This window comes from Chitinophaga niabensis, assembly GCF_900129465.1.
In the GTDB taxonomy this organism is placed as follows: Bacteria; Bacteroidota; Bacteroidia; order Chitinophagales; family Chitinophagaceae; genus Chitinophaga; species Chitinophaga niabensis.
This window is the reverse complement of the sequence record NZ_FSRA01000002.1, coordinates 1,476,936-1,496,382: the sequence shown is the minus strand read 5'-3', so window position 1 is coordinate 1,496,382 and position 19,447 is coordinate 1,476,936. Positions and strand designations below refer to the sequence as shown.

Sequence of the window (19,447 nt, the reverse complement as noted above, 5' to 3'; positions counted from 1 at the left end):
TATGATCAAATTCACCGCCATACTGAAAAAACTGGGCCAGCAGGGGGAAAAGACCGGCTGGACGATCATCGAAGTACCTTTCGCCATCGCCAACAAGATCAAGCCGGATACTAAAAAGTCCTACCGTGTAAAAGGCTTCCTGGATAGCTACCCTATTGAACAGGTGGCACTGGTACCTATGGGCGAAGGGGATTTTATTATCGCCGTAAACGCCACTATGCGCAAAGGCATTGGCAAACGCCAGGGCGCCTCCGTTAAAGTGCAGTTGGAAGAAGACAAGGCCGGGTATATCATGAATGCGGATTTCATGGCCTGTATGGAAGACGATCCTAAAGCTATGGCCTTCTTCAAAACCCTCTCTCCGGGTCACCAGCGTTATTTCTCCAAATGGATAGACAGTGCCAAAACGGAAGAAACAAAGGCCAAACGGATCGCCCAAACCATCAACGCCCTGCTCAGGAACATGGGTTATCCTGAAATGATCCGTGCGCTCAAAGCGGAGAAAGACAAGTATTAACTTTTCCTTAGAACTAAAGGGAATATCTTGTACATACCCTATGTACAGGCTTCTCTTGATAACATTATGCTGCTTTCAGCTCAGCGCTTCAGCACAAACCGTGCGGGGGAATATCATGGGCAAAGATTCCCTTCCCCTGGCAGGCGTATTTATTCAGAACATTCAATCCAAAGTATACACCGTATCTAACGGGGACGGCTACTTCAACATTTCCGCAGGTCCGCTGGATACACTTTTTTTCAGAGCGCCGGGCCATATCCCCATTTCATTCCGCGCCCTTTCCTTACCGGCAATTATTTACTTACCCGGCGAGATCGTACAACTGGCCGGTGTGGAAATCGTCAAAAAAACCCACAGGGCAGACTCCATAGCCCTGCGCGAGAACTACGGGAAGAACTTTAACTTCCGCAGGCCCAAATTCCAGGAGGTGGTAATATTAGGCTTTCCCGGAATAGCCCTGAACATTCACCAATTCTACAGGGCATTGAAGCTGAAGCACAACAAACAACAAATGACCTTCAAACGGCGCTTACAGGAATATGAACAGGAAAAATACGTGACCCAGTTCTTCACACCGGAGCTGGTGAACAGGTATTCCGGCCTGGAAGGGGACAGTCTTAAACAATTCATGCTGCACCACCCGCCCAGCTACCAGTTCATGAAAGATGCCTCCACTTATGATCTGTTACTGTACATCAAACAGGCAGCCGCAACTTTCCGGAAAGGAGGATAACATGCATCATTTACTTACTACCACCTCCGGCGTTTTTTCCGCCGTGTCGGAACTATTCACTGCACTGTAATTATGCTTCAGCAGCAGGAACCGTTTTTCAAAGAATTGATAGGAAACATACGCCACAAGCACACTCCCGCCCATTACCAGCACCGTCAGCAATACATACTTCCAGCTATTCTCAACAGGCAGCAACGCCAACACCTTCGTCACCGCAAAGATCACCAGCATATGGTACACATAGATCCCGAAGGAGATCTTCCCCAGGAAATTACAAAGCGGATTATCCAGGTTGATGATCCTGTTCTTACGGGTCACCTGTGCAATAATGAGAAAAAGTGTCACCACGCTCACAATCTCATGGTCCAGCACAGAAGCAATATGGAACCTGTTCGCAATAATGAAGAGTATTACACCCCAGCAGGCGATCTGCGTGAACAGGTTAGTGGCCAGGGTAATGAGCCGCCCGTTATTCATATAAAAGAAGATAGCCCCCACCGCCCCGATCATCATACATTGAAACCGGGTGATAGACAAAGCAACATAAGGTGTATCGATCCCCCATTTGATCGACATCAACCAGAACACCATTTTCAGCAGGATCAGCCCACCAGTTAAGCCCACCGCCCATTTCAGCAACCGGGAGTTCTCCTGTCTGGCGATCCAGGGCCAGAAAGCATAGAACTGCTCTTCCACGCCCAGGCTCCAGTAGTGCCCAAGCAGCAAAGGAATATTAATCCCTTTCACGATCAGGGGAACATTCGCCACCATAAAGATGTAGAACGACAGGGAAGTCCAATCCCTGGGCATCGCCAGGGCAAACATCACGATCAGGCAGATCACCAGGTATAAGTAATATAAGGGCCAGATCCGCAGGATCCTTCGCACATAAAAATGTTTGATATTCACCGGCTGCAGTTCCTTTTCCTTCAGCAGCAGGAAAGTAATGAGGAACCCGCTCAGTACAAAGAAAATGGTCACCCCATAGGCCGCCAATTGCAGACCCTTGGCTTCTCCGTTAGGTTCCGTACCAAGTATGTGGGGGTTCAATCCAAATTCAGTAATAGCGCTGATGATGATGTGGGAGATCACCACACCCGTAGCCGCTAAGGCCCGGAAACCGTTCAGGCCGGAGAGGTGAACGGCTTTTTGCGTAGAAATTGACATAGTAGATATGGTTATGGCACAGGAACAATAGCAAAAAACGAACCACTAGCCCTGCTCCTCAATAAACGCCGCAATCTTCGGGAACGCCAGGTGGAACCAGGGCGTAAAAGTATCCGGCGCCGTTAAAAGCAGTTGCCTTATAGCATCCAAAGACAGATACCGGGTAGCCTGCACTTCTGCCGCATCCGGCAACACAGCGCCATCATAGGTACCAAAGAACACATGGTCAAACTCATGTTCCGTAAGCCCGTTATCAAACGCTGCCCGGTAAGTGAAACTGAAGACCTCCCGGAGTTCACAATCAAAACCCATTTCCTCCATCAGCCTGCGATGCGCAGCAGCCAGGTCATCTTCACCCGGAAGGGGGTGACTGCAACAGGTATTGGTCCAAAGCCCGCCGGAATGATATTTATCCTGCGCCCTTTGCTGCAGCAGCATCTCGCCGTTTTTGTTCACCACAAAAACAGAAAATGCACGATGTAATAAACCTTTCTGATGCGCCTCAAGCTTCTCCATGGTGCCAACAGGTTCGTCCTGCTCGTTCACCAAAATAACGGGTGGTAACATTTTGGAAGGAATGGTTAGACCATAAAAGTAAAGCCGTTTTTTTAATTCCGCTCAAAAAATTACATAGTTCGCCCTTTTGCCGGAAAACCCGGAAAAGGCATACGTTGGTCAGGGATGGTAGAAAGGAGAGTACGGGTTAAAACGAGGAACGGGTTACATTTCTCTATAACATTCTTAATAACGGGAAACTTGGGCCTTCAACATCTTACGGGCAAAATGGATACGGCTTTTGATGGTGCCCAATGGTTCTTCCAGGATATCTGCTATTTCGAAGTACTTAAATCCGTCCAGGTATAACACAAACGGTTTCTTAAATATAACCGGCAAATGGTGCACGGAGGTTTGGATGTCCTTTACCCGTAACCCGCTTTCTGCCTGGTTACCAATAATTACCTGCTGGGTGTTCAACAAAAAGTCGTTGGAAGAATTATCAAAGCAGAGGTGTTGTTTTGATTTTCGCCGGTAATTATTAATAAAGATATTCCGCATGATAGTGTACAGCCAGGCCCGGATATTGGTGCCGGCAAGGTATTTCTCCTGGTTGGATAAGGCTCTGAACATAGTTTCCTGGTAAAGGTCCTTCGCGGATTCGGGATCTTTGGTTAAAGTAATGGCAAACGGTTTCAGAAAGTCAGCATTGCTGAGCAATAGGGTGTTAAATTCAGCGGATGACATATTGTTTAAGTTTTGTTATACTAATTTAAACAAAAAAAGACGTTACTCCAAACAATTTCCACGATTATTTTTCGTTGCACAGCTAAATTCTACATGATTAACAATTTCATAATCAGGTACTAGCATCAAAAAGGGAGTTTTCTATTGGCTTGCATTTACTGGTTAACCGGGGGCGTATAACGTTTAAGTATTAATGTATATTAATATAAACAAATGTTAGTTCACGGATATGTTTGCTGAAGACGGTAGGGGTATTTACGATAAAAACACCCATCCGGATTTACTTTTTGGAAAAAAAGTTTAAGTACGTATAATGCACCTGATTTTCAATCGGCTAACATTTATATGTTATTTTTAATAAATTTGCCGATCATTTTACGCAAACCCCGTGCGTGGCAGGGAGTTTGTTACGATGGTGGCCTAACATTCCGAGAAAAGCTTTCTACTGCATGAAGAAAATATTATTGGTTCAATTTTTCTTACTAATTGGTATGTGTTCATTTGCCCAGGTGCCTTCTTTACAAAAGGCGCAGCAAATGAAAGTGGACGACCTTTCCGATGAACAGGTCCGTCAGATCGTTGCAGAAATGAAGCGGAATAAGGTTTCCCTGGATCAGATCGATTCTTATGCACAGCAAAAAGGGATCCCGGCAGACCAGGTATTAAAACTGAAAGACCGGATCCGTGCGCTGAACCTGGAGAAAGAATTTACCACCGGCACACCCACAAATGCTAAACTGGAGGAAACTGAGCGCACAGTAGATAACGAAAACATCATCTCTGCCCGCGACGTTCAACCCATGAGCCTGGAAGAAAAAAGAAGGATGAAGATCTTTGGTGCAGAACTTTTCAGCAACAAGAACCTTACTTTCGAACCCAATCTCCGCATGGCCACCCCACCCAATTATCGCTTAGCCGCAGGAGATGAATTGGTGATTGATGTTTACGGTTACTCAGAAGTACAGCATAAATTAAAAGTAAGCCCCGAAGGTTATGTGCGCATCCCCTACCTGGGACCTGTATATGTAAACGGTCTCACCATGGAAGAAGCAACTACCCGCATCACTAAACAACTGGGCACCATCTATGGTGGTATAAAATCAGGTAATACATTCGTACAAATATCTCTCGGTACCATCCGGAGCATTAAAGTATTATTAATAGGAGAAATTGACCGCCCGGGTTCTTATACACTCCCTTCACTTGCTACAGTAGCCAATGCTCTTTACGTTTCCGGGGGCCCCAATGAAAACGGCTCTTTCAGAGATATCCAGGTGATCCGAAACGGTGCGCCCATAGCCCGTTTCGACCTCTATGACTTCCTCACCAATGGAGATCTTACCAATAATATCGTATTGCAGGACCAGGATATTGTGAAAGTGAACCCCTATAAAACCCGTGTGGAACTGGTAGGAGAAATAAAACGCCCTGCCATCTTTGAGGCAAAAGACAATGAATCCCTGCAGGATATCCTGAACTTCGCAGGCGGGTACACAGACAAGTCTTTAAGAGACATGCTCCGTGCCACACGCATTAATAATAAAGAACGGGAAGTGGTGAACATCCCGGCAGAACAGATCGCTACTTTCAAACTCCGCTCCGGAGACAAGATCTTTGTGGATTCTGTTTTGAACCGCTACTCCAACCGTATCACCATCACCGGTGCCGTATTCCATGAAGGGGAATACGCCCTGGAAGGAAATATGACGGTGGCAGACCTCATCAAAAAAGCCGGCGGCGTAAAAGAAGAGGCCTCTCTTTCACGCGCAGTGATCTTCCGCCTGAAAGAAGATTATACCCCTTCAGGCAGCAGCTTTAATGTGCAGGACGCACTTTCCGGCAAACAAACAATCGCTTTGCAACGGGAAGATAGTGTTGTGATCTATTCTAAACTGGGCCTCAGGGAAGACTACCAGGTAAAGATCAGCGGCCAGGTGAATGCTCCCGGTTATTTCAATTATGCGGATAGCCTGCACCTGGAAGATCTCATACTGATGGCAGGCGGCCTCAGGGATGCCGCCTCTCTTCAAAGAGTAGAGGTTTCACGCCGCATCCGGGGTAAAACATACAGCCCCAACGATAGCACTACGTCTATTGTTGCCCAGTTCGACCTCTCAACTGATATGAGCGCCATGACCGGATATGCCTTGCAACCTTTTGATGAAGTAGTGGTAAGGAAATCACCTACTTATTCTGAACAGGCTTCCGTTTCAATCGACGGAGAAGTAGTATACCCCGGCGCTTACACCATTAATTCTAAAAGAGAGAAGATCTCTGATGTGATGAAGCGTGCCGGCGGCCTGAGACCGGAAGCATATGCAGAAGGCGCTGTGCTTTTACGGAAAACTTTTGTAAATGCCTCAGATAGTGCTTTCCTGGATAGCAAATTACAGGTCTATTATAATAAAATGGAAGACAGCACTGCCATCACCAAAATGCAAAGTGCCGTATCCCGGAAAGAACAATTACTGGGTATTAACCTCCAAAAGATCCTGGCTCAACCCGGATCTAAGTTTGATCTGTTGCTGGAAGAAGGCGACATTATTAAGATCCCGAAGAAATTGCAAACCGTACAACTGTTTGGTGAAGTATATTTCCCTAAAAAAGTGAGGTTCGATAATAATATAGGATTCAGAGAATACATCAATGGCGCCGGAGGATTCACCAACGGAGCATTGAAAAGAAGAAGTTATATAGTTTATGCGAATGGAGAAGTGAAAAGCACCAGGAAAGTGTTGTTCTTTAACAGGTATCCTAAAGTAAAACCTGGTGCTGAGATATACGTTCCTGCTAAGAAAGAAAGCAGAGGCCTGTCCGGACAGGAAGCCTTAGGTATTACTACCGGCATCGCCTCATTGGCACTGATCATTGTTACCGTATTGGATAAGATCAAATAACGCAGTTCCCTTGTCACACAATTTTAAAAAGCATTCTGATTGAACAACAATACCAACATATCCTTAAAAGATCTTATACAGAAGCTGACGGAGTGGATAGTATATTTAATAAAACAATGGAAGGTGATTGTTTTATTCGGAATACTGGGAGCTGCCATGGGATTTACTTACGCTTATTTTAAACAGCCAAAATACGTTGCTGACCTCACGTTTGTGCTGGAAGAAGGAAAAACCAGTCCTTTAGGTGCTTATGCAGGATTGGCCAGTCAGTTTGGTGTAGACCTTGGAGGTGGCGGAAACAGCGGAGTATTTGCGGGGGAAAACATCATAGAATTCCTGAAATCCCGCCTGATGGTGGAAAAAACACTCCTGGCGCCCTTTACCAAAGGGCAAAGCATGGCAGACTATTACATGCAATCTGAAGTATGGTTAAAAAGGAAGGATAAATACCCCCTCCTTAAAAATATAACTTTCCCGCTCGCGCAACAAAGAGAAGCATTTTCTATTGCGCAGGACAGTGTGCTTTTTATGCTTTACCGGGAGATCATAACAAACAACCTGAATGTCAACAAACCGGATAAAAAACTGTCTTTTATTGCCGTCAGTTATATTGGACCAGATGAGCTGTTTGCAAAGGCCTTCACAGACAAGCTGGTGAAAGAAGCAACTGATTTTTACGTGGAAACAAAAACTAAACGCAGTAAAATCAATGTTGACAAGCTACAGCTAAAAGCCGATTCACTTGAATTGCTTTTGAACAGAAAAACATATGCCGCCGCCGCTTCGCAGGACCTCAATCTGAATCCCGCCAGAAAAGTGGCCACCGTAGGATTGGAATTAGAAACCAGGGACAAAGTAGTGCTGCAAACCATGTATGGGGAAGTAGTAAAGAACCTGGAAATATCCAAAATGTCTATGGCGCAGGAAACACCCATCATTCAAATTATCGATAAGCCAATACTACCGCTGCCTGTCAAAAAGATGGGCTTTTTAAAAGGGGCATTTATTGGAGGCTTTCTCGCAGGCTTCTTTATTCTGATTTGGTTGATTGTTCGAAAATTCTATAGGGAAATTATGGCTTAATCTCAACAATTGAATATCATGCATCCCCCATATAAAATTGCGGTTATAGGATTAGGCTATGTTGGTTTGCCATTAGCTATTGAGTTTGGGAAAAAATACACCGTTCTTGGATTTGATATTGATGAACAGCGAATATCCGAGTTGATCAAAGGAGAAGATCACACCAGGGAAGCAAACCTGGATGCACTCAAACTGGTGCTGGCCCCTGCTGATAACTACAACGGATTGAGCTTTTCCTCAGATGAAACATTACTTGGGAATTGTAATATTTATATTGTTACCGTTCCTACCCCAATAGATCAGTTCAAAGCACCCAACCTTGGCCCGCTTCGGAAAGCCACGGCAATGCTGGGGAAAGTGCTCAAGAAAAACGATATTGTTATTTACGAATCCACGGTTTATCCCGGCTGCACAGAAGAAGAGTGCGTACCCATCCTGGAAGGTATTTCAGGACTGAAACTAAACCAGGACTTCTTCTGCGGATATTCTCCCGAAAGGATCAATCCGGGAGACAAAGTAAATACCCTTACAAAGATCAAAAAGGTGACCTCCGGTTCCAATCCCCAGGCTGCCCAGGTAGTGAATAAGCTGTATGAAAGTATCATTACTGCCGGCACACACCTGGCCCCAAGCATTAAGGTAGCGGAAGCTTCCAAGGCCATCGAAAATGCACAAAGGGATATCAATATCAGTTTCATAAACGAGCTGGCCCTGATCTTTGATAAAATGGACATTGATACAATGGATGTGCTCGAAGCAGCGGGCACCAAATGGAACTTCCTTAAATATAAACCAGGGCTCGTAGGAGGTCATTGCATAGGAGTGGACCCCTATTACCTGGTACATAAAGCAGAAGCACTTGGGTATCATCCCCAGGTGATCCTCTCAGGAAGGAGGGTAAATGATAATATAGGTATCTTTGTCGCCAACAAAGTGATAAAGCTGATGATCAAAAAAGGGCATAAAATTGATGGTGCAAGGGCGCTGATCCTTGGAATCACCTTCAAAGAAAACTGCCCGGATATACGTAATTCCAGGGTGATCGATATTTATTCGGAACTTACACAATTCGGCCTGCTGGTTGATATCCATGATCCTCATGCTTCCGCAGAGAGGGTAGAACAGGAATACGGCATCCGTCTGAAAGAACAGATAACAGATAAATATGATGCCATTATCCTGGCCGTTGCGCACGACGAATTCAGGTCAATGGATTATAAAATGTTAAAATATGGCCCAAGTGCCGTAATATTTGATACAAAATCAATTTTGGACAGGTCTATTGTTGATGATAGATTATAATTAGCAACACCTAAAAACATAAGGGTTTTATAACATGTTAGATTTAAATGGAAAAAGCATCCTCATTACAGGAGGTACAGGGTCTTTTGGTAAAGCTTTTACCAAAATAGTTTTAGAACGCTGGCCTAACATCAAACGCCTCGTTATATTTTCCCGCGACGAGCAAAAACAATTTCAGATGGCAATGGACTTTCCAGAGTCCCGCTATCCGCAGGTACGCTTCTTTATTGGGGATGTTCGTGATTATGACAGAATAAGAAGAGCATTAAAAGGCATCGACTATGTTGTACACGCAGCAGCCATGAAACACGTACCCATTGCAGAATATAATCCGATGGAATGTATCAAGACCAACATTATCGGAGCAGAAAATATCATTAACGCCTGCCTGGAAACAAACGTTGAGCGTGTTGTAGCTTTATCAACAGACAAAGCCGCGGCTCCCATCAATTTGTATGGTGCAACCAAACTGGCTTCAGACAAGCTATTTGTTGCCGCCAATAACATAAAAGGTACCAACCCCATACGCTTCTCCGTGGTACGCTATGGTAATGTAATGGGATCAAATGGTTCCGTTATCCCCTTCTTCATGAATAAAAGAAAAGAAGGCTTCCTCCCAATAACCGACCCAACCATGACCCGGTTCAATATTACACTGGCCGACGGTGTGGATATGGTATTGCATGCTTTGGAATCAGCCTGGGGAGGAGAAATATTTGTACCAAAGATCCCTTCTTATAAAATAACAGATGTAGCTACCGCAATTGGCCCCAACTGTGAACAAAAAATAGTAGGTATCCGCCCAGGTGAAAAAGTACACGAAGAAATGATCACCAGCTCTGACTCATTCTCTACTTACGACCTTGGCAAGTATTACGCTATCTTACCGCAAAGTCTGAATTTTAAACTGGACGATTTTGTAAAAACATTTAATGCTACTCCTGTAGTACAGGGCTTTAGGTATAACTCCGGCGAAAATAATGAATGGGTAAGTGTAGATGAGATCAGAACACTCATAAAAGAACATGTAGATCCAGCTTTTACAATTTAATTAAAGATGAAAAACATTCCTTACGGAAAACAAGACATTAGTCAGGAAGATGTAGACGCTGTGATCACAGCCCTTAAAGCAGACTTTCTAACCCAGGGACCCACAATAGCTGAGTTTGAAAAAGCATTTGCAGCATATGTAGGTGCAAAATATGCCGTAGCAGTTTCAAATGGTACAGCAGCGCTCCACCTTTGTGCCCTTGCATTGGACGTGAACGAAACCTCCAATGTGATCACCTCTCCCATCACATTCGCCGCTTCTGCCAATTGCATAAAATACTGCGGCGGTAAGGTTACTTTTGCTGATATTGATCCTGTTTCAGCCACACTGGACCTTCAAAAAGTGAAAACCCTGCTGGAATCTGTCCCCAAAGGCACTTATACCGGCATCATACCTGTTGATTTTGCAGGATATGCCGTAGATCTGGAAGCATTCCGGAAATTGGCAGATGAATACGGTTTGTGGATCATTGAAGATGCATGCCATGCTCCCGGAGGGTTCTTTACAGACAGCAAAGGGCAACGCCAGAGGTGCGGGAATGGCCAATTCGCTGACCTTTCTATCTTCTCATTTCATCCGGTAAAACACATTGCCTGCGGAGAAGGTGGCATGATCACCACAAATAATAAAGCCCTCTACGATAAATTAATGGTGCTCAGAACCCATGGCATCACTAAAGACCCCGCCCGAATGGAAGAAAATCACGGCGGCTGGTATTATGAAATGCAGGAACTGGGCTATAATTACCGGCTCACCGATTTCCAGGCTGCCCTGGGTATTTCCCAGCTGAATAAAGCAGACAAAGGCCTGGCCAGGAGAAGGGAGATCGCACAGTATTACGATAAGGCTTTTAAAGGAACAAAAGTGGATGCTTCCGTAGCCAATTATAAAGAAGGTCATGCCTATCATTTATACGTGATCAAAACTCCCGACCGCGCCAATCTTTATAACAAGCTCAGAGAAAACCAGATATTTGCCCAGGTACATTACATCCCGGTACACACGTTACCGTATTACAAGTCCCTCGGTCATAAAAAAGGAGATTATCCAATTGCTGAAAAGTACTACGAAGGCTGCCTCAGTATACCAATGTATCCTGGGCTGACTGATCAGGACCTTGATTTCGTTATCCAAACCGTTTTAGCCAATGCATAGCGCTCCGCTGGGATCACAGAAAAAAGCCTTTCAGGAATATGAAGCCAACCAATGGTTTGGCAGGAACAGATCTGTGCTTGAAACCTATTCTCCGGAAAATGATGTGGTGGTGAATACCCTCAAAAACTATCATGTAACCCCGAAGAAAGTACTGGAGATCGGATCTTCAGCAGGCTACCGGCTGAATGGTATTAAAGAAACCTTCCGGCAGGCAGAAGTTTTTGGCCTTGACCCTTCCCAGCAAGCCATAGATTACGGCACCATGCATTATCCTGATGTGCAGCTTTTTACAGGCACAGCAGATAATATGCAGATGTTTGAAGATGGCCAGTTTGATCTCGTAATAGTAGGTTTTGTTTTTTATGTGATAGACAGGCACCTGCTATTGAAAGTAGTTGCTGAGATAGACCGCGTATTGGCAGATAAAGGTACCCTCGTAGCGGTAGACTTTTTCTCTGAAAAAGCCATCCGGAACCACTATGAACATATCACACAGTTTGAAGCATTCAGCTTTAAACAGAATTACGACCAGATCTTTACCGCCTCTCAGTTATATCAACTGGTCCATAAAGGATCTTTTCATCATAGCAGCAAAGAATACGATGCAACTGATGACTATTATAACAAATGCAGTGTCACGATGTTGAAGAAGGATGTATATGCAGCATACAAATAAAATAATCCTGGGTACCGTCCAGTTCGGTTTACCCTACGGCATAAATAATACTCAGGGAATGCCCGGCAGGAACCAGGTATTTAAGATCCTGGAACTTGCTCATGCAAACGGTATCCGCATCCTGGATACCGCAGAAGCCTACGGCACTGCGGAAAGCCTCATTGGCGAATACCATGCCGGTCACGATCATGCTTTTGATATCATTTCGAAATTTAAATATAAAGAAGGCACTCAGCTGAGAGAATACCTGCAGCTCAAAACCGCCGCGCTGAAAATAAGTGAATTATATAGCTACATGTTCCATAGTGCCGGTGACTATTTAAGCCACCCGGAACTGAAAAAGCTGCTGCTCTCTTTTAAAAAAGAAGGCCTCATCCGCAAAACAGGCGTATCTATTTATACAAATGATGAGTTCAGGCAGGTATTGGCAGATGATGACATCGACCTGGTACAATTGCCTTTCAATCTGCTGGACAATAATTTTCAAAGGGGTGCATTGCTGAAAGAAGCCAAGGAAAGAGGCAAGGAGATTCACGTGAGGTCCGTTTTTCTGCAAGGGCTCTTTTTCAAAGATCCGCAGGAATTGCCGGAAAAGTTAAAGCCCCTTTCTAAATACATCCTGAAACTCAGGGACCTTTCCGTCACTGCCGGCATACCGGTTCAACAATTAGCACTACAGTATGCCCTCTCTAATGAGTATATCGACAAGGTATTGATCGGTGTAGACTCATTGGAACAATTTCAGGCCAACCTGTCCGTCGTTCAGAATAACAATGGCCTGCGTGTAGGATCACAGATCGATGAGATAGAAGTATCTGAAACATTACTTTTAAACCCTGCCAACTGGTAATATGCAAGTAGTCGCCGTTACACAAGCAAGGATCGGATCAACAAGATTCCCCGGCAAAATTTTGCAGGAAACAAAAGGCGTTTCCCTGCTTGAGATGCATTTAAGGCGGATCCTCCAAGCCAAAAAGATCGATAAGCTCATTGTTGCCACTACCTTTGAGGACGATATTCACAAAGTGAAAAACATCGCTGAAGCTCTCGGAGTAAAAGTATTCCAGGGAAGTATGGATGATGTGCTCGACAGATTTTACCAGGCTACCAGGCAAGACCAGCCGGAATATGTAGTAAGGTTAACTTCAGACTGCCCGTTGATAGATCCCGCACTGATAGATAAGGTCATTCAATTTACAATTGATAATAAACTGGATTACGCCTCCAATACACTCGAAGAAAAATATCCTGATGGCCAGGATGTGGAGGTGTTTACATTCAAAGCCCTGCAGGAAGCATGGCAATCCGCCACTATCCCGTCAGACCGGGAACACGTAACACCATATATCCGAAAAAACTCTTCTTTTTTTGGCAAAGCACCCTTCAGGTCCGCCAATTTCAATGAAGGAGCTGATCTCGGAAGAATAAGGATGACCGTGGACGAACCCGCGGATTTTGAAATGATTAAAATACTAGTGAAAGAACTGGGGATGAATGCCACCATGGAAGAATATGTTGAATACCTGCTGACACATCCCGCGGTAATGGAAAAGAATAACAATATTTCAAGGAACGAAGGATATTTTAAATCACTGCGCAATGATAACTAACTTTCAAAGATCAGATGAATACAGGGCAAAGATCCATGATCTGATCCCTGGTGGGGCCCATACATATTCTAAAGGAGACGACCAGTTTCCCCTTCTCTCTCCTGCAGCGATCAGCCATGGCAAGGGCGCACATGTTTGGGACGTAGATGGCAACAAGTTCCTGGACTGCTCCATGGGGCTTACTTCTGTTACCCTGGGTCATGCATATGAACCTGTACTTCAACGCGTCAGGGAAGAATTAGAAAAAGGGGTAAATTTCCAGCGGCCCTCTTATATAGAAAAGGAAATGGCAGAGAGGTTCCTGGCCGTAGTTCCCGGGCATGATATGATCAAGTTTGCCAAAAATGGCTCCACTGTAACCACAGCTGCTGTTAAACTTGCACGTGCCTATACCGGCAGGAAACTGGTGGCATTCCCTGGCGATCATCCTTTTTATTCCTACGATGACTGGTTCATTGGAAAAACAGCCTGCGACCTTGGTGTTCCCGAAGAAATAAGTGCATTATCTGTAACCTATAAGGGAGACGATCTCGCATCCCTCACAGCACTGTTTGAAAAATACCCGGGTCAGATAGCCTGTGTAATATCCGAACCGGAAAAGAACTTCGGACTGCCCGATGGCTATCTCCGTAAAGCGATAGATCTCGCCCATAAGAATGGTGCCCTCTATATAGCTGATGAAATGATCACCGGCTATAAATCTGCATTCCCCGGCTCTATGACCAAATTTGGTGTGCTGCCGGATATGGCAACCTGGGGCAAATCCATCGCAAACGGATTTTCATTCTGCGCACTCACCGGTATTAAGGAGGTAATGGAATTAGGGGGGATAAGAGCAACCGGCAAAGAGAAAGTATTCCTGACCTCTACCACACATGGCGGCGAAACACACAATATTGGCGCAGCCATCGCTACACTCGATGTGTACCAGCAGCAGGATGTCATAGGCCATACCCACAAACTGGGCGACACGCTCATCGCCAAATGTAAGGAGGCTATTGCAAAACATCATCTTTCAGATCACATTCAGGTAGCAGACTGCAACTGGATGCCCGTGTTTCTGTTCAGAGACCGCCAGAAAGAACTCTCTCCCGGCCTTAGAACACTGGTATTACAGGAGATGATCAAAAATGGCGTACTGTTCCAGGGCGTATTTATACCCACTTTCTCACATACAGCTGAAGATATTGCTTTCTTTACCGCTGCATTTGATGAATCGCTTAAAGTATACATACAGGCGCTGGACAGTGGATATGACAAATACCTAAAAGGAGAACCAACTAAACCCGTATTCAGGAAGTTCATATAATGTCTGATAGAACAAAAATATTTTTCAGGGCAGATGGGAGTAGTCAGATTGGCCTGGGCCATGTGGTTCGCAGTTGCGCATTAGCACAAATGCTCAGCGAAAATTTCGAATGCCACTTCTTTATCCAATCCCCTTCTGACAGCCTGCAAAAACTGATAGAACAGTATTGCCAATATTTGCATATCCTTCCCCCTGCAACCAATATTGTAGAGGAAGCGCAGACATGGGTAAAAGAGCTGGATGGCAGCGAGATAATTGTTCTCGATGGTTACCACTTTATGCCCCCCTATCAACAGGTGATCAAAGCAAACGGAAATAAGCTGGTTTGTATAGATGATATTCATACGTCCCCATTCCTGGCCGATGTGATCATCAACCATGCCGGAGGCATCTGTAAATCTGCATACCAGGCAACGCCTTCTACCTGTTTCTACCTTGGAACGGATTATGTTCTGTTGAGACCTGCTTTTAAACCGGCAAACAACAACGCAGACAGGAAAGAAGCTGTGCTGATATGCCTCGGAGGGGCCGACACCCATAATATGACCCTCTCTGTGTTGAAAATGCTTGAATCAAAAAAGGTACAACAAACCTGTTTTGTTGTTCTTGGAAGCGCCTTTTCTCACAAAGAAGCACTCCTTATCTACGCCGCCAAAAGCTCGTTGGATATACACATCCGGGAGAACCTCTCTGAAGAGGACCTCGCAGCACTGATGCAAACATGCAAATATGCTATTTGCCCACCAAGCACCATTTCATATGAATATCTTACTGTAGGCGGAGAATTGTACCTTGTACAGATAGCCGATAACCAGAAGCATGTTTATGCCTTCCTTACGCAAACAGGCCTGGCATTCGACGGGAAAGACATTTTTGTTGATGATCAGCAAAAGCTGCTTCTTAGCCACAAATTACAGGCAAAATACTTCGATAACAGGTCTAAAGAAAGGTTTATCCGTCTTTTCAGCCGGCTTGCAGAAGAAAAATACTATCAACTAAGAGCAGCAGCAACTGCTGATAAAGATGTACTGTTTAATTGGGTCAATGAAGAAGAAGTGCGGAAAAATTCTCTCAATTCCAATCCGGTATCCTACGACGTTCATATTCAATGGTTTCAGAAAAAACTGGAGGCAAAGGATACAAAGATCTTCCTGATGGAAAAAGATCAGGTACCCGTTGGCCAGATCCGCATTGATCTAGAAGAGAACAGTGGAACAGCCCTTATCGACTATTCAATAGATAAAGCATTTCGCGGAAAAGGGCTTGGCTTAACTATTATCAGATCACTCATTATCCATCTTGGTGGTATTGAGCATAATATAAAATACCTGAAAGCAGTTGTTAAAAAAGAGAATACGCCATCTGCACAGGTATTTGAAATACTGAATTTTGAAAGGCAGGAGGAACAGGACTTCAATGGCCAGGCTTGTAACGTTTACACATTCAAATTAAGCGTATGAAGATAGTAATTGCCAATTCCAATAATATTCACAAAAACATGGAGCAGCAACTCGATTCGTTGCTGAACCCGGTTTTTATTCATACCAAAGAAGAACTGGACCCGGAGTGGCTCAAGGAGATGAGGCCGGATTATATTTTTTTTCTGCATTGGTCAGATATTATTCCGGCACCCGTTTACACACAGTTTAACTGTATAGTATTTCACATGACGGACCTTCCCTATGGAAGAGGCGGAAGCCCCCTGCAGAACCTCATAGTCCGGGGGCATGATAAAACAATGTTGAGCGCTATCAAAGTAGAAAAGGGATTGGATACCGGTGCGGTTTATCTTAAAAAAGAGCTGAGCCTCCTCGGCACCGCTGAAGAGATCTTTATCAGGGCCAGTGCATTGATGAAAGAAATGATCATTAAGATCGTAAATGATACGCTTCAACCTGCTGCACAAACAGGCGAACCCGTAATATTTAAAAGGAGAAAACCGGAAGAAAGTAATATGGCAACATTAACGCAACTGCAAGAAATGTTTGATCATATCAGAATGCTCGATGCAGAAGGCTATCCCCATGCGTTTATTGAGAATGAACAGTTCAGATTTGAATTCTCCAGGGCATCATTAAAAAAAGATTCAATTATAGCAGATGTTAGAATCATTAAGAAATAAAAGGATCCTGCTGGTAGTAGCACACCCGGATGATGAACTATTAGGGCCCGGTGCTACCATGCACAGGCTCATAAACGAATTTAACTGTACAGTTAGAACAATCATCCTTGGGGAAGGCATCACATCTCGTGCAGACACACGGGATCCGGCTCTCTGGGAGAAAGAACTCGCCACACACCGTGCTAATATTCTTTCAGCCCAACAGGCTATAGGATATAATTCTGTAGGTATCTATAACTTTGCAGATAATCGTTTCGACAGTGTAGACCTGCTGGATATTGTAAAGGTGATTGAAAAAGAGAAAAACGACTTTGAGCCAGCTGTAATATTCACACACCATGGCGGAGATGTAAACATTGATCACCAGCGTACTTTTGAAGCAGTGATCACAGCTTGCAGGCCAATGGCGCATGAAAAAGTACAAACCATCATAACTTTTGAAACGCCCTCTGGCACAGAATGGCGTGCATCTTCGGATCCGAAGCATTTTATTCCGAACCTGTTTGTAGAGATCACTGAAAACGGATTACAGGCAAAGATCAAAGGGATGGAATCATATGAATTCGAAAAAAGAGCATTCCCCCATCCCAGGTCTCCGGAAGCGCTGGAGATTTATGCAAAACGCTGGGGAGTAGTAGTAGGAAAAAAACTGGCGGAAGCCTTTATGCTTATTCGTTCAATTAACTAACAAACTGTTTACATGGATATAAAAATCGGTCCAATTACAATTGGCAAAGAACACAAGCCTTTTATCATAGCAGAAATGTCTGGAAACCACAATCAATCTCTGGACAGAGCACTTGCAATCGTTGATGCAGCCGCAGATGCAGGAGCACACGCTATTAAGCTGCAAACCTATACTGCAGATACTATGACCATCAGAGGTGCCCATACCATTAAAGATGGGGATTCCTTATGGAACAGTCGTGAACTTTATGATCTCTATAAAGAAGCATATACGCCCTGGGACTGGCACCCTGTTATATTCGAACATGCTGCAAAAAGAGGGCTCCTGGCATTTAGTTCCCCCTTTGACCACACTGCCGTAGATTTTCTCGAATCACTGAACGTACCTTGTTATAAAATCGCTTCTTTCGAAAATACGGATCACCTGCTGCTCGAAAAAGTAGCTAAAACCGGCAAACCGGTAATAATGTCCACAGGTGTGGCTACGATCGCAGATATCCAGGAAGCTGTTTCCATACTAAGGGAAAACGGCTGTAAAGAACTGGTGTTATTGAAATGCACCAGCACCTACCCCGCAACGCCGGAGAATACCAATATCCTTACCATCCCTCATATGAGAGAGCTTTACAGGACTCATGTAGGTTTATCCGATCATACTATGGGTATAGGAGTGTCTATAGCATCTGTTGCATTGGGTGCCTGCGTGATCGAAAAGCATTTTACCATCAGAAGAGCAGATGGTGGTGTAGATAGCGCATTCTCTATTGAACCCCATGAACTCGCCTCCCTCGTGGAAGAATCTGAAAGAGCATGGAAAAGCCTCGGAAGGGTAAGCTATGAACTGAGCGAAAAGGAAAAAAAGAATATGGTTTTCAAACGCTCCCTCTATATTGTTAAAGATATTGCTGAAGGAGAAACTATCACAGCTGAACATGTTAGAAGTGTAAGGCCCTCAAATGGCCTTCATACAAGGTTCTATAAAAACATCATTGGAGCCAAAGCCGCGTCGGGCATTAAATCCGGAACACCTTTAAGCTGGGAGCTCATTAAACAATAAAACAGACAGATTATTGGAAGGATCGCAAAAATTAAACCAACCGGAAAGAGGTATCTAAATACTCTAGAAAAGTAACTGCATGAATACATAAGATAAATAAACAGTCCTTGTATGAAAAAATATATTTCGCTTTTAAAAATATACCTGGCGCAATCTCTATTGTATAAGTTGTTACTTTACATGCGTAATTATCCTGGCATAGATATACATCCAAGTGCAGATATATTTTCTAAAGGTGGAATTTTGGTTGCTACATCGGGAAATAGTATAGGTAAGAATTCATCATTATTCCTTTCAGCCAACTCACAGATTTTTCTTGGGGAAAAGGTATGGATTGGAAACAATATATTGATAGAACCCCTGGAAGATTGCGCAATAATCCTCCAGGATGGAAGCTCTATTCAGGATGGCTGCAGATTGATAGGCGATATTTCCGTAGGAAGAAATGTGTTATTTGCTCCATACGTCTTCGTTTCTTCAGGTAACCACTTCTTTTCCGTTCAACCGCATTTGCCGATCAGGCTGCAGGATAAACTTGTCAATGAGCATGACGAATATTCCAGCCTCCGAAGTAAAAAGATCTCTATTGAAGACGATTGCTGGATTGGCACACACGCTGTAATAATGCAGGGATTAACAATTGGAAAAGGATCTGTTATAGGTGCAAATTCTGTTGTAACCAAAGACGTACCGCCATATTCAATAGTAGGGGGTATCCCCGCAAAGGTCATAAAAAAACGCCTGGATTTTTCCCCCCCTGCCTCTATTAAGGCTGAAATAAATATGCATCTGCCCTACTTCTACTCAGGCTGTAAAGTATCACAAGCTGGTCCTTCAAA

General features: G+C 44.2%; 18 protein-coding genes and 1 pseudogene. 16 read left to right on the top strand and 3 right to left on the bottom strand.

Annotated elements, in window-relative coordinates; all coding sequences use genetic code 11:
- The first annotated feature begins 1 nt into the window (after position 1).
- Together BUR42_RS23315 and BUR42_RS23310 are read left to right on the top strand one after the other, a co-directional pair.
- The gene (locus BUR42_RS23315) at positions 2-517 is read left to right on the top strand and encodes a YdeI/OmpD-associated family protein (protein ID WP_074241987.1); all 516 of its coding nucleotides are present in this window, start codon (positions 2-4) and stop codon (positions 515-517) included.
- A gap of 40 nt (positions 518-557) precedes the next feature.
- On the top strand, positions 558-1,250 hold the full coding sequence (locus BUR42_RS23310; RefSeq protein WP_074241986.1) for a carboxypeptidase regulatory-like domain-containing protein: 693 nt from the start codon (positions 558-560) through the stop codon (positions 1,248-1,250).
- Between the two features lie 6 nt (positions 1,251-1,256).
- Here the strand turns inward: BUR42_RS23310 and BUR42_RS23305 are convergent, their stop codons facing one another.
- The 3 genes from BUR42_RS23305 to BUR42_RS23295 form a co-directional block, all read right to left on the bottom strand.
- Entirely contained in the window at positions 1,257-2,417 is a 1,161-nt protein-coding gene (locus tag BUR42_RS23305) for an acyltransferase family protein (RefSeq protein ID WP_074241985.1), read from the bottom strand.
- Positions 2,418-2,462: 45 nt separating this feature from the next.
- Positions 2,463-2,984 carry an isopentenyl-diphosphate Delta-isomerase gene (idi, locus tag BUR42_RS23300; RefSeq protein ID WP_074241984.1) on the bottom strand — a complete coding sequence of 174 codons (522 nt, stop codon included), beginning with the start codon at positions 2,982-2,984 and terminating at the stop codon, positions 2,463-2,465.
- 174 nt (positions 2,985-3,158) lie between these two features.
- Positions 3,159-3,659: an RNA polymerase sigma factor gene (locus BUR42_RS23295; RefSeq protein WP_074241983.1), complete on the bottom strand. Its 501-nt coding sequence runs from the start codon at positions 3,657-3,659 to the stop codon at positions 3,159-3,161.
- A gap of 491 nt (positions 3,660-4,150) precedes the next feature.
- Between BUR42_RS23295 and BUR42_RS23290 the strand changes: the two genes are divergently transcribed.
- From BUR42_RS23290 to BUR42_RS30045, 14 genes and pseudogenes are all read left to right on the top strand, one after another.
- Positions 4,151-6,556 (top strand): SLBB domain-containing protein, encoded by a 2,406-nt coding sequence (locus BUR42_RS23290; protein WP_159442332.1) that lies wholly within the window; start codon positions 4,151-4,153, stop codon positions 6,554-6,556.
- 39 nt (positions 6,557-6,595) lie between these two features.
- Positions 6,596-7,639, top strand: a complete 1,044-nt coding sequence (locus BUR42_RS23285) for a Wzz/FepE/Etk N-terminal domain-containing protein (protein ID WP_074241981.1) — start codon at positions 6,596-6,598, stop codon at positions 7,637-7,639.
- A gap of 18 nt (positions 7,640-7,657) precedes the next feature.
- The gene (locus BUR42_RS23280) at positions 7,658-8,941 is read left to right on the top strand and encodes a nucleotide sugar dehydrogenase (RefSeq protein WP_074241980.1); all 1,284 of its coding nucleotides are present in this window, start codon (positions 7,658-7,660) and stop codon (positions 8,939-8,941) included.
- Positions 8,942-8,975: 34 nt separating this feature from the next.
- Positions 8,976-9,992 carry a UDP-N-acetylglucosamine 4,6-dehydratase (inverting) gene (gene pseB / locus BUR42_RS23275; protein ID WP_074241979.1) on the top strand — a complete coding sequence of 339 codons (1,017 nt, stop codon included), beginning with the start codon at positions 8,976-8,978 and terminating at the stop codon, positions 9,990-9,992.
- Positions 9,993-9,998: 6 nt separating this feature from the next.
- Positions 9,999-11,147, top strand: coding sequence for a UDP-4-amino-4,6-dideoxy-N-acetyl-beta-L-altrosamine transaminase (gene pseC / locus BUR42_RS23270; RefSeq protein ID WP_074241978.1), 1,149 nt, complete (start codon positions 9,999-10,001; stop codon positions 11,145-11,147).
- Complete coding sequence (locus tag BUR42_RS23265) at positions 11,140-11,823, top strand: class I SAM-dependent methyltransferase (RefSeq protein ID WP_074241977.1); 684 nt, start codon at positions 11,140-11,142, stop codon at positions 11,821-11,823. The genes pseC and BUR42_RS23265 overlap by 8 nt, the downstream gene beginning before the upstream one ends.
- Positions 11,801-12,673, top strand: coding sequence for an aldo/keto reductase (locus BUR42_RS23260; RefSeq protein ID WP_084185775.1), 873 nt, complete (start codon positions 11,801-11,803; stop codon positions 12,671-12,673). The genes BUR42_RS23265 and BUR42_RS23260 overlap by 23 nt, the downstream gene beginning before the upstream one ends.
- 1 nt (position 12,674) lies before the next feature.
- Positions 12,675-13,433, top strand: coding sequence for a cytidylyltransferase domain-containing protein (locus tag BUR42_RS23255; RefSeq protein WP_074241976.1), 759 nt, complete (start codon positions 12,675-12,677; stop codon positions 13,431-13,433).
- Entirely contained in the window at positions 13,423-14,742 is a 1,320-nt protein-coding gene (locus BUR42_RS23250; RefSeq protein ID WP_074241975.1) for a glutamate-1-semialdehyde 2,1-aminomutase, read from the top strand. Before BUR42_RS23255 ends, BUR42_RS23250 begins: the two co-directional genes overlap by 11 nt.
- A complete protein-coding gene (gene pseG, locus BUR42_RS23245) occupies positions 14,742-16,202 on the top strand; it encodes a UDP-2,4-diacetamido-2,4,6-trideoxy-beta-L-altropyranose hydrolase (RefSeq protein ID WP_074241974.1) in 1,461 nt (486 codons plus the stop codon). Before BUR42_RS23250 ends, pseG begins: the two co-directional genes overlap by 1 nt.
- Positions 16,199-16,864, top strand: a complete 666-nt coding sequence (locus BUR42_RS23240; RefSeq protein WP_074241973.1) for a formyl transferase — start codon at positions 16,199-16,201, stop codon at positions 16,862-16,864. The genes pseG and BUR42_RS23240 overlap by 4 nt, the downstream gene beginning before the upstream one ends.
- Positions 16,842-17,552, top strand: coding sequence for a PIG-L deacetylase family protein (locus BUR42_RS23235; protein WP_074241972.1), 711 nt, complete (start codon positions 16,842-16,844; stop codon positions 17,550-17,552). Before BUR42_RS23240 ends, BUR42_RS23235 begins: the two co-directional genes overlap by 23 nt.
- Before the next feature lie 12 nt (positions 17,553-17,564).
- Positions 17,565-18,608, top strand: coding sequence for a pseudaminic acid synthase (gene pseI, locus BUR42_RS23230; protein ID WP_074241971.1), 1,044 nt, complete (start codon positions 17,565-17,567; stop codon positions 18,606-18,608).
- Between the two features lie 585 nt (positions 18,609-19,193).
- Positions 19,194-19,349: pseudogene (locus BUR42_RS30045) on the top strand (DapH/DapD/GlmU-related protein); the annotation flags it as partial.
- Between the last annotated feature and the right edge of the window lie 98 nt (positions 19,350-19,447).

Bases quoted from the DNA above. Each gene is read 5' to 3' on its own strand.
- BUR42_RS23260 (WP_084185775.1), top strand. From the start codon at position 11,801: ATGTATATGCAGCATACAAATAAAATAATCCTGGGTACCGTCCAGTTC.
- BUR42_RS23255 (WP_074241976.1), top strand. From the start codon at position 12,675: ATGCAAGTAGTCGCCGTTACACAAGCAAGGATCGGATCAACAAGATTC.
- pseI (WP_074241971.1), top strand. From the start codon at position 17,565: ATGGATATAAAAATCGGTCCAATTACAATTGGCAAAGAACACAAGCCT.
- BUR42_RS23295 (WP_074241983.1), bottom strand. From the start codon at position 3,659: ATGTCATCCGCTGAATTTAACACCCTATTGCTCAGCAATGCTGACTTT.
- BUR42_RS23250 (WP_074241975.1), top strand. From the start codon at position 13,423: ATGATAACTAACTTTCAAAGATCAGATGAATACAGGGCAAAGATCCAT.
- pseG (WP_074241974.1), top strand. From the start codon at position 14,742: ATGTCTGATAGAACAAAAATATTTTTCAGGGCAGATGGGAGTAGTCAG.
- BUR42_RS23265 (WP_074241977.1), top strand. From the start codon at position 11,140: ATGCATAGCGCTCCGCTGGGATCACAGAAAAAAGCCTTTCAGGAATAT.
- BUR42_RS23310 (WP_074241986.1), top strand. From the start codon at position 558: ATGTACAGGCTTCTCTTGATAACATTATGCTGCTTTCAGCTCAGCGCT.
- BUR42_RS23235 (WP_074241972.1), top strand. From the start codon at position 16,842: ATGTTAGAATCATTAAGAAATAAAAGGATCCTGCTGGTAGTAGCACAC.
- BUR42_RS23240 (WP_074241973.1), top strand. From the start codon at position 16,199: ATGAAGATAGTAATTGCCAATTCCAATAATATTCACAAAAACATGGAG.
- BUR42_RS23315 (WP_074241987.1), top strand. From the start codon at position 2: ATGATCAAATTCACCGCCATACTGAAAAAACTGGGCCAGCAGGGGGAA.
- idi (WP_074241984.1), bottom strand. From the start codon at position 2,984: ATGTTACCACCCGTTATTTTGGTGAACGAGCAGGACGAACCTGTTGGC.
- BUR42_RS23290 (WP_159442332.1), top strand. From the start codon at position 4,151: ATGTGTTCATTTGCCCAGGTGCCTTCTTTACAAAAGGCGCAGCAAATG.
- pseC (WP_074241978.1), top strand. From the start codon at position 9,999: ATGAAAAACATTCCTTACGGAAAACAAGACATTAGTCAGGAAGATGTA.
- BUR42_RS23305 (WP_074241985.1), bottom strand. From the start codon at position 2,417: ATGTCAATTTCTACGCAAAAAGCCGTTCACCTCTCCGGCCTGAACGGT.
- pseB (WP_074241979.1), top strand. From the start codon at position 8,976: ATGTTAGATTTAAATGGAAAAAGCATCCTCATTACAGGAGGTACAGGG.
- BUR42_RS23280 (WP_074241980.1), top strand. From the start codon at position 7,658: ATGCATCCCCCATATAAAATTGCGGTTATAGGATTAGGCTATGTTGGT.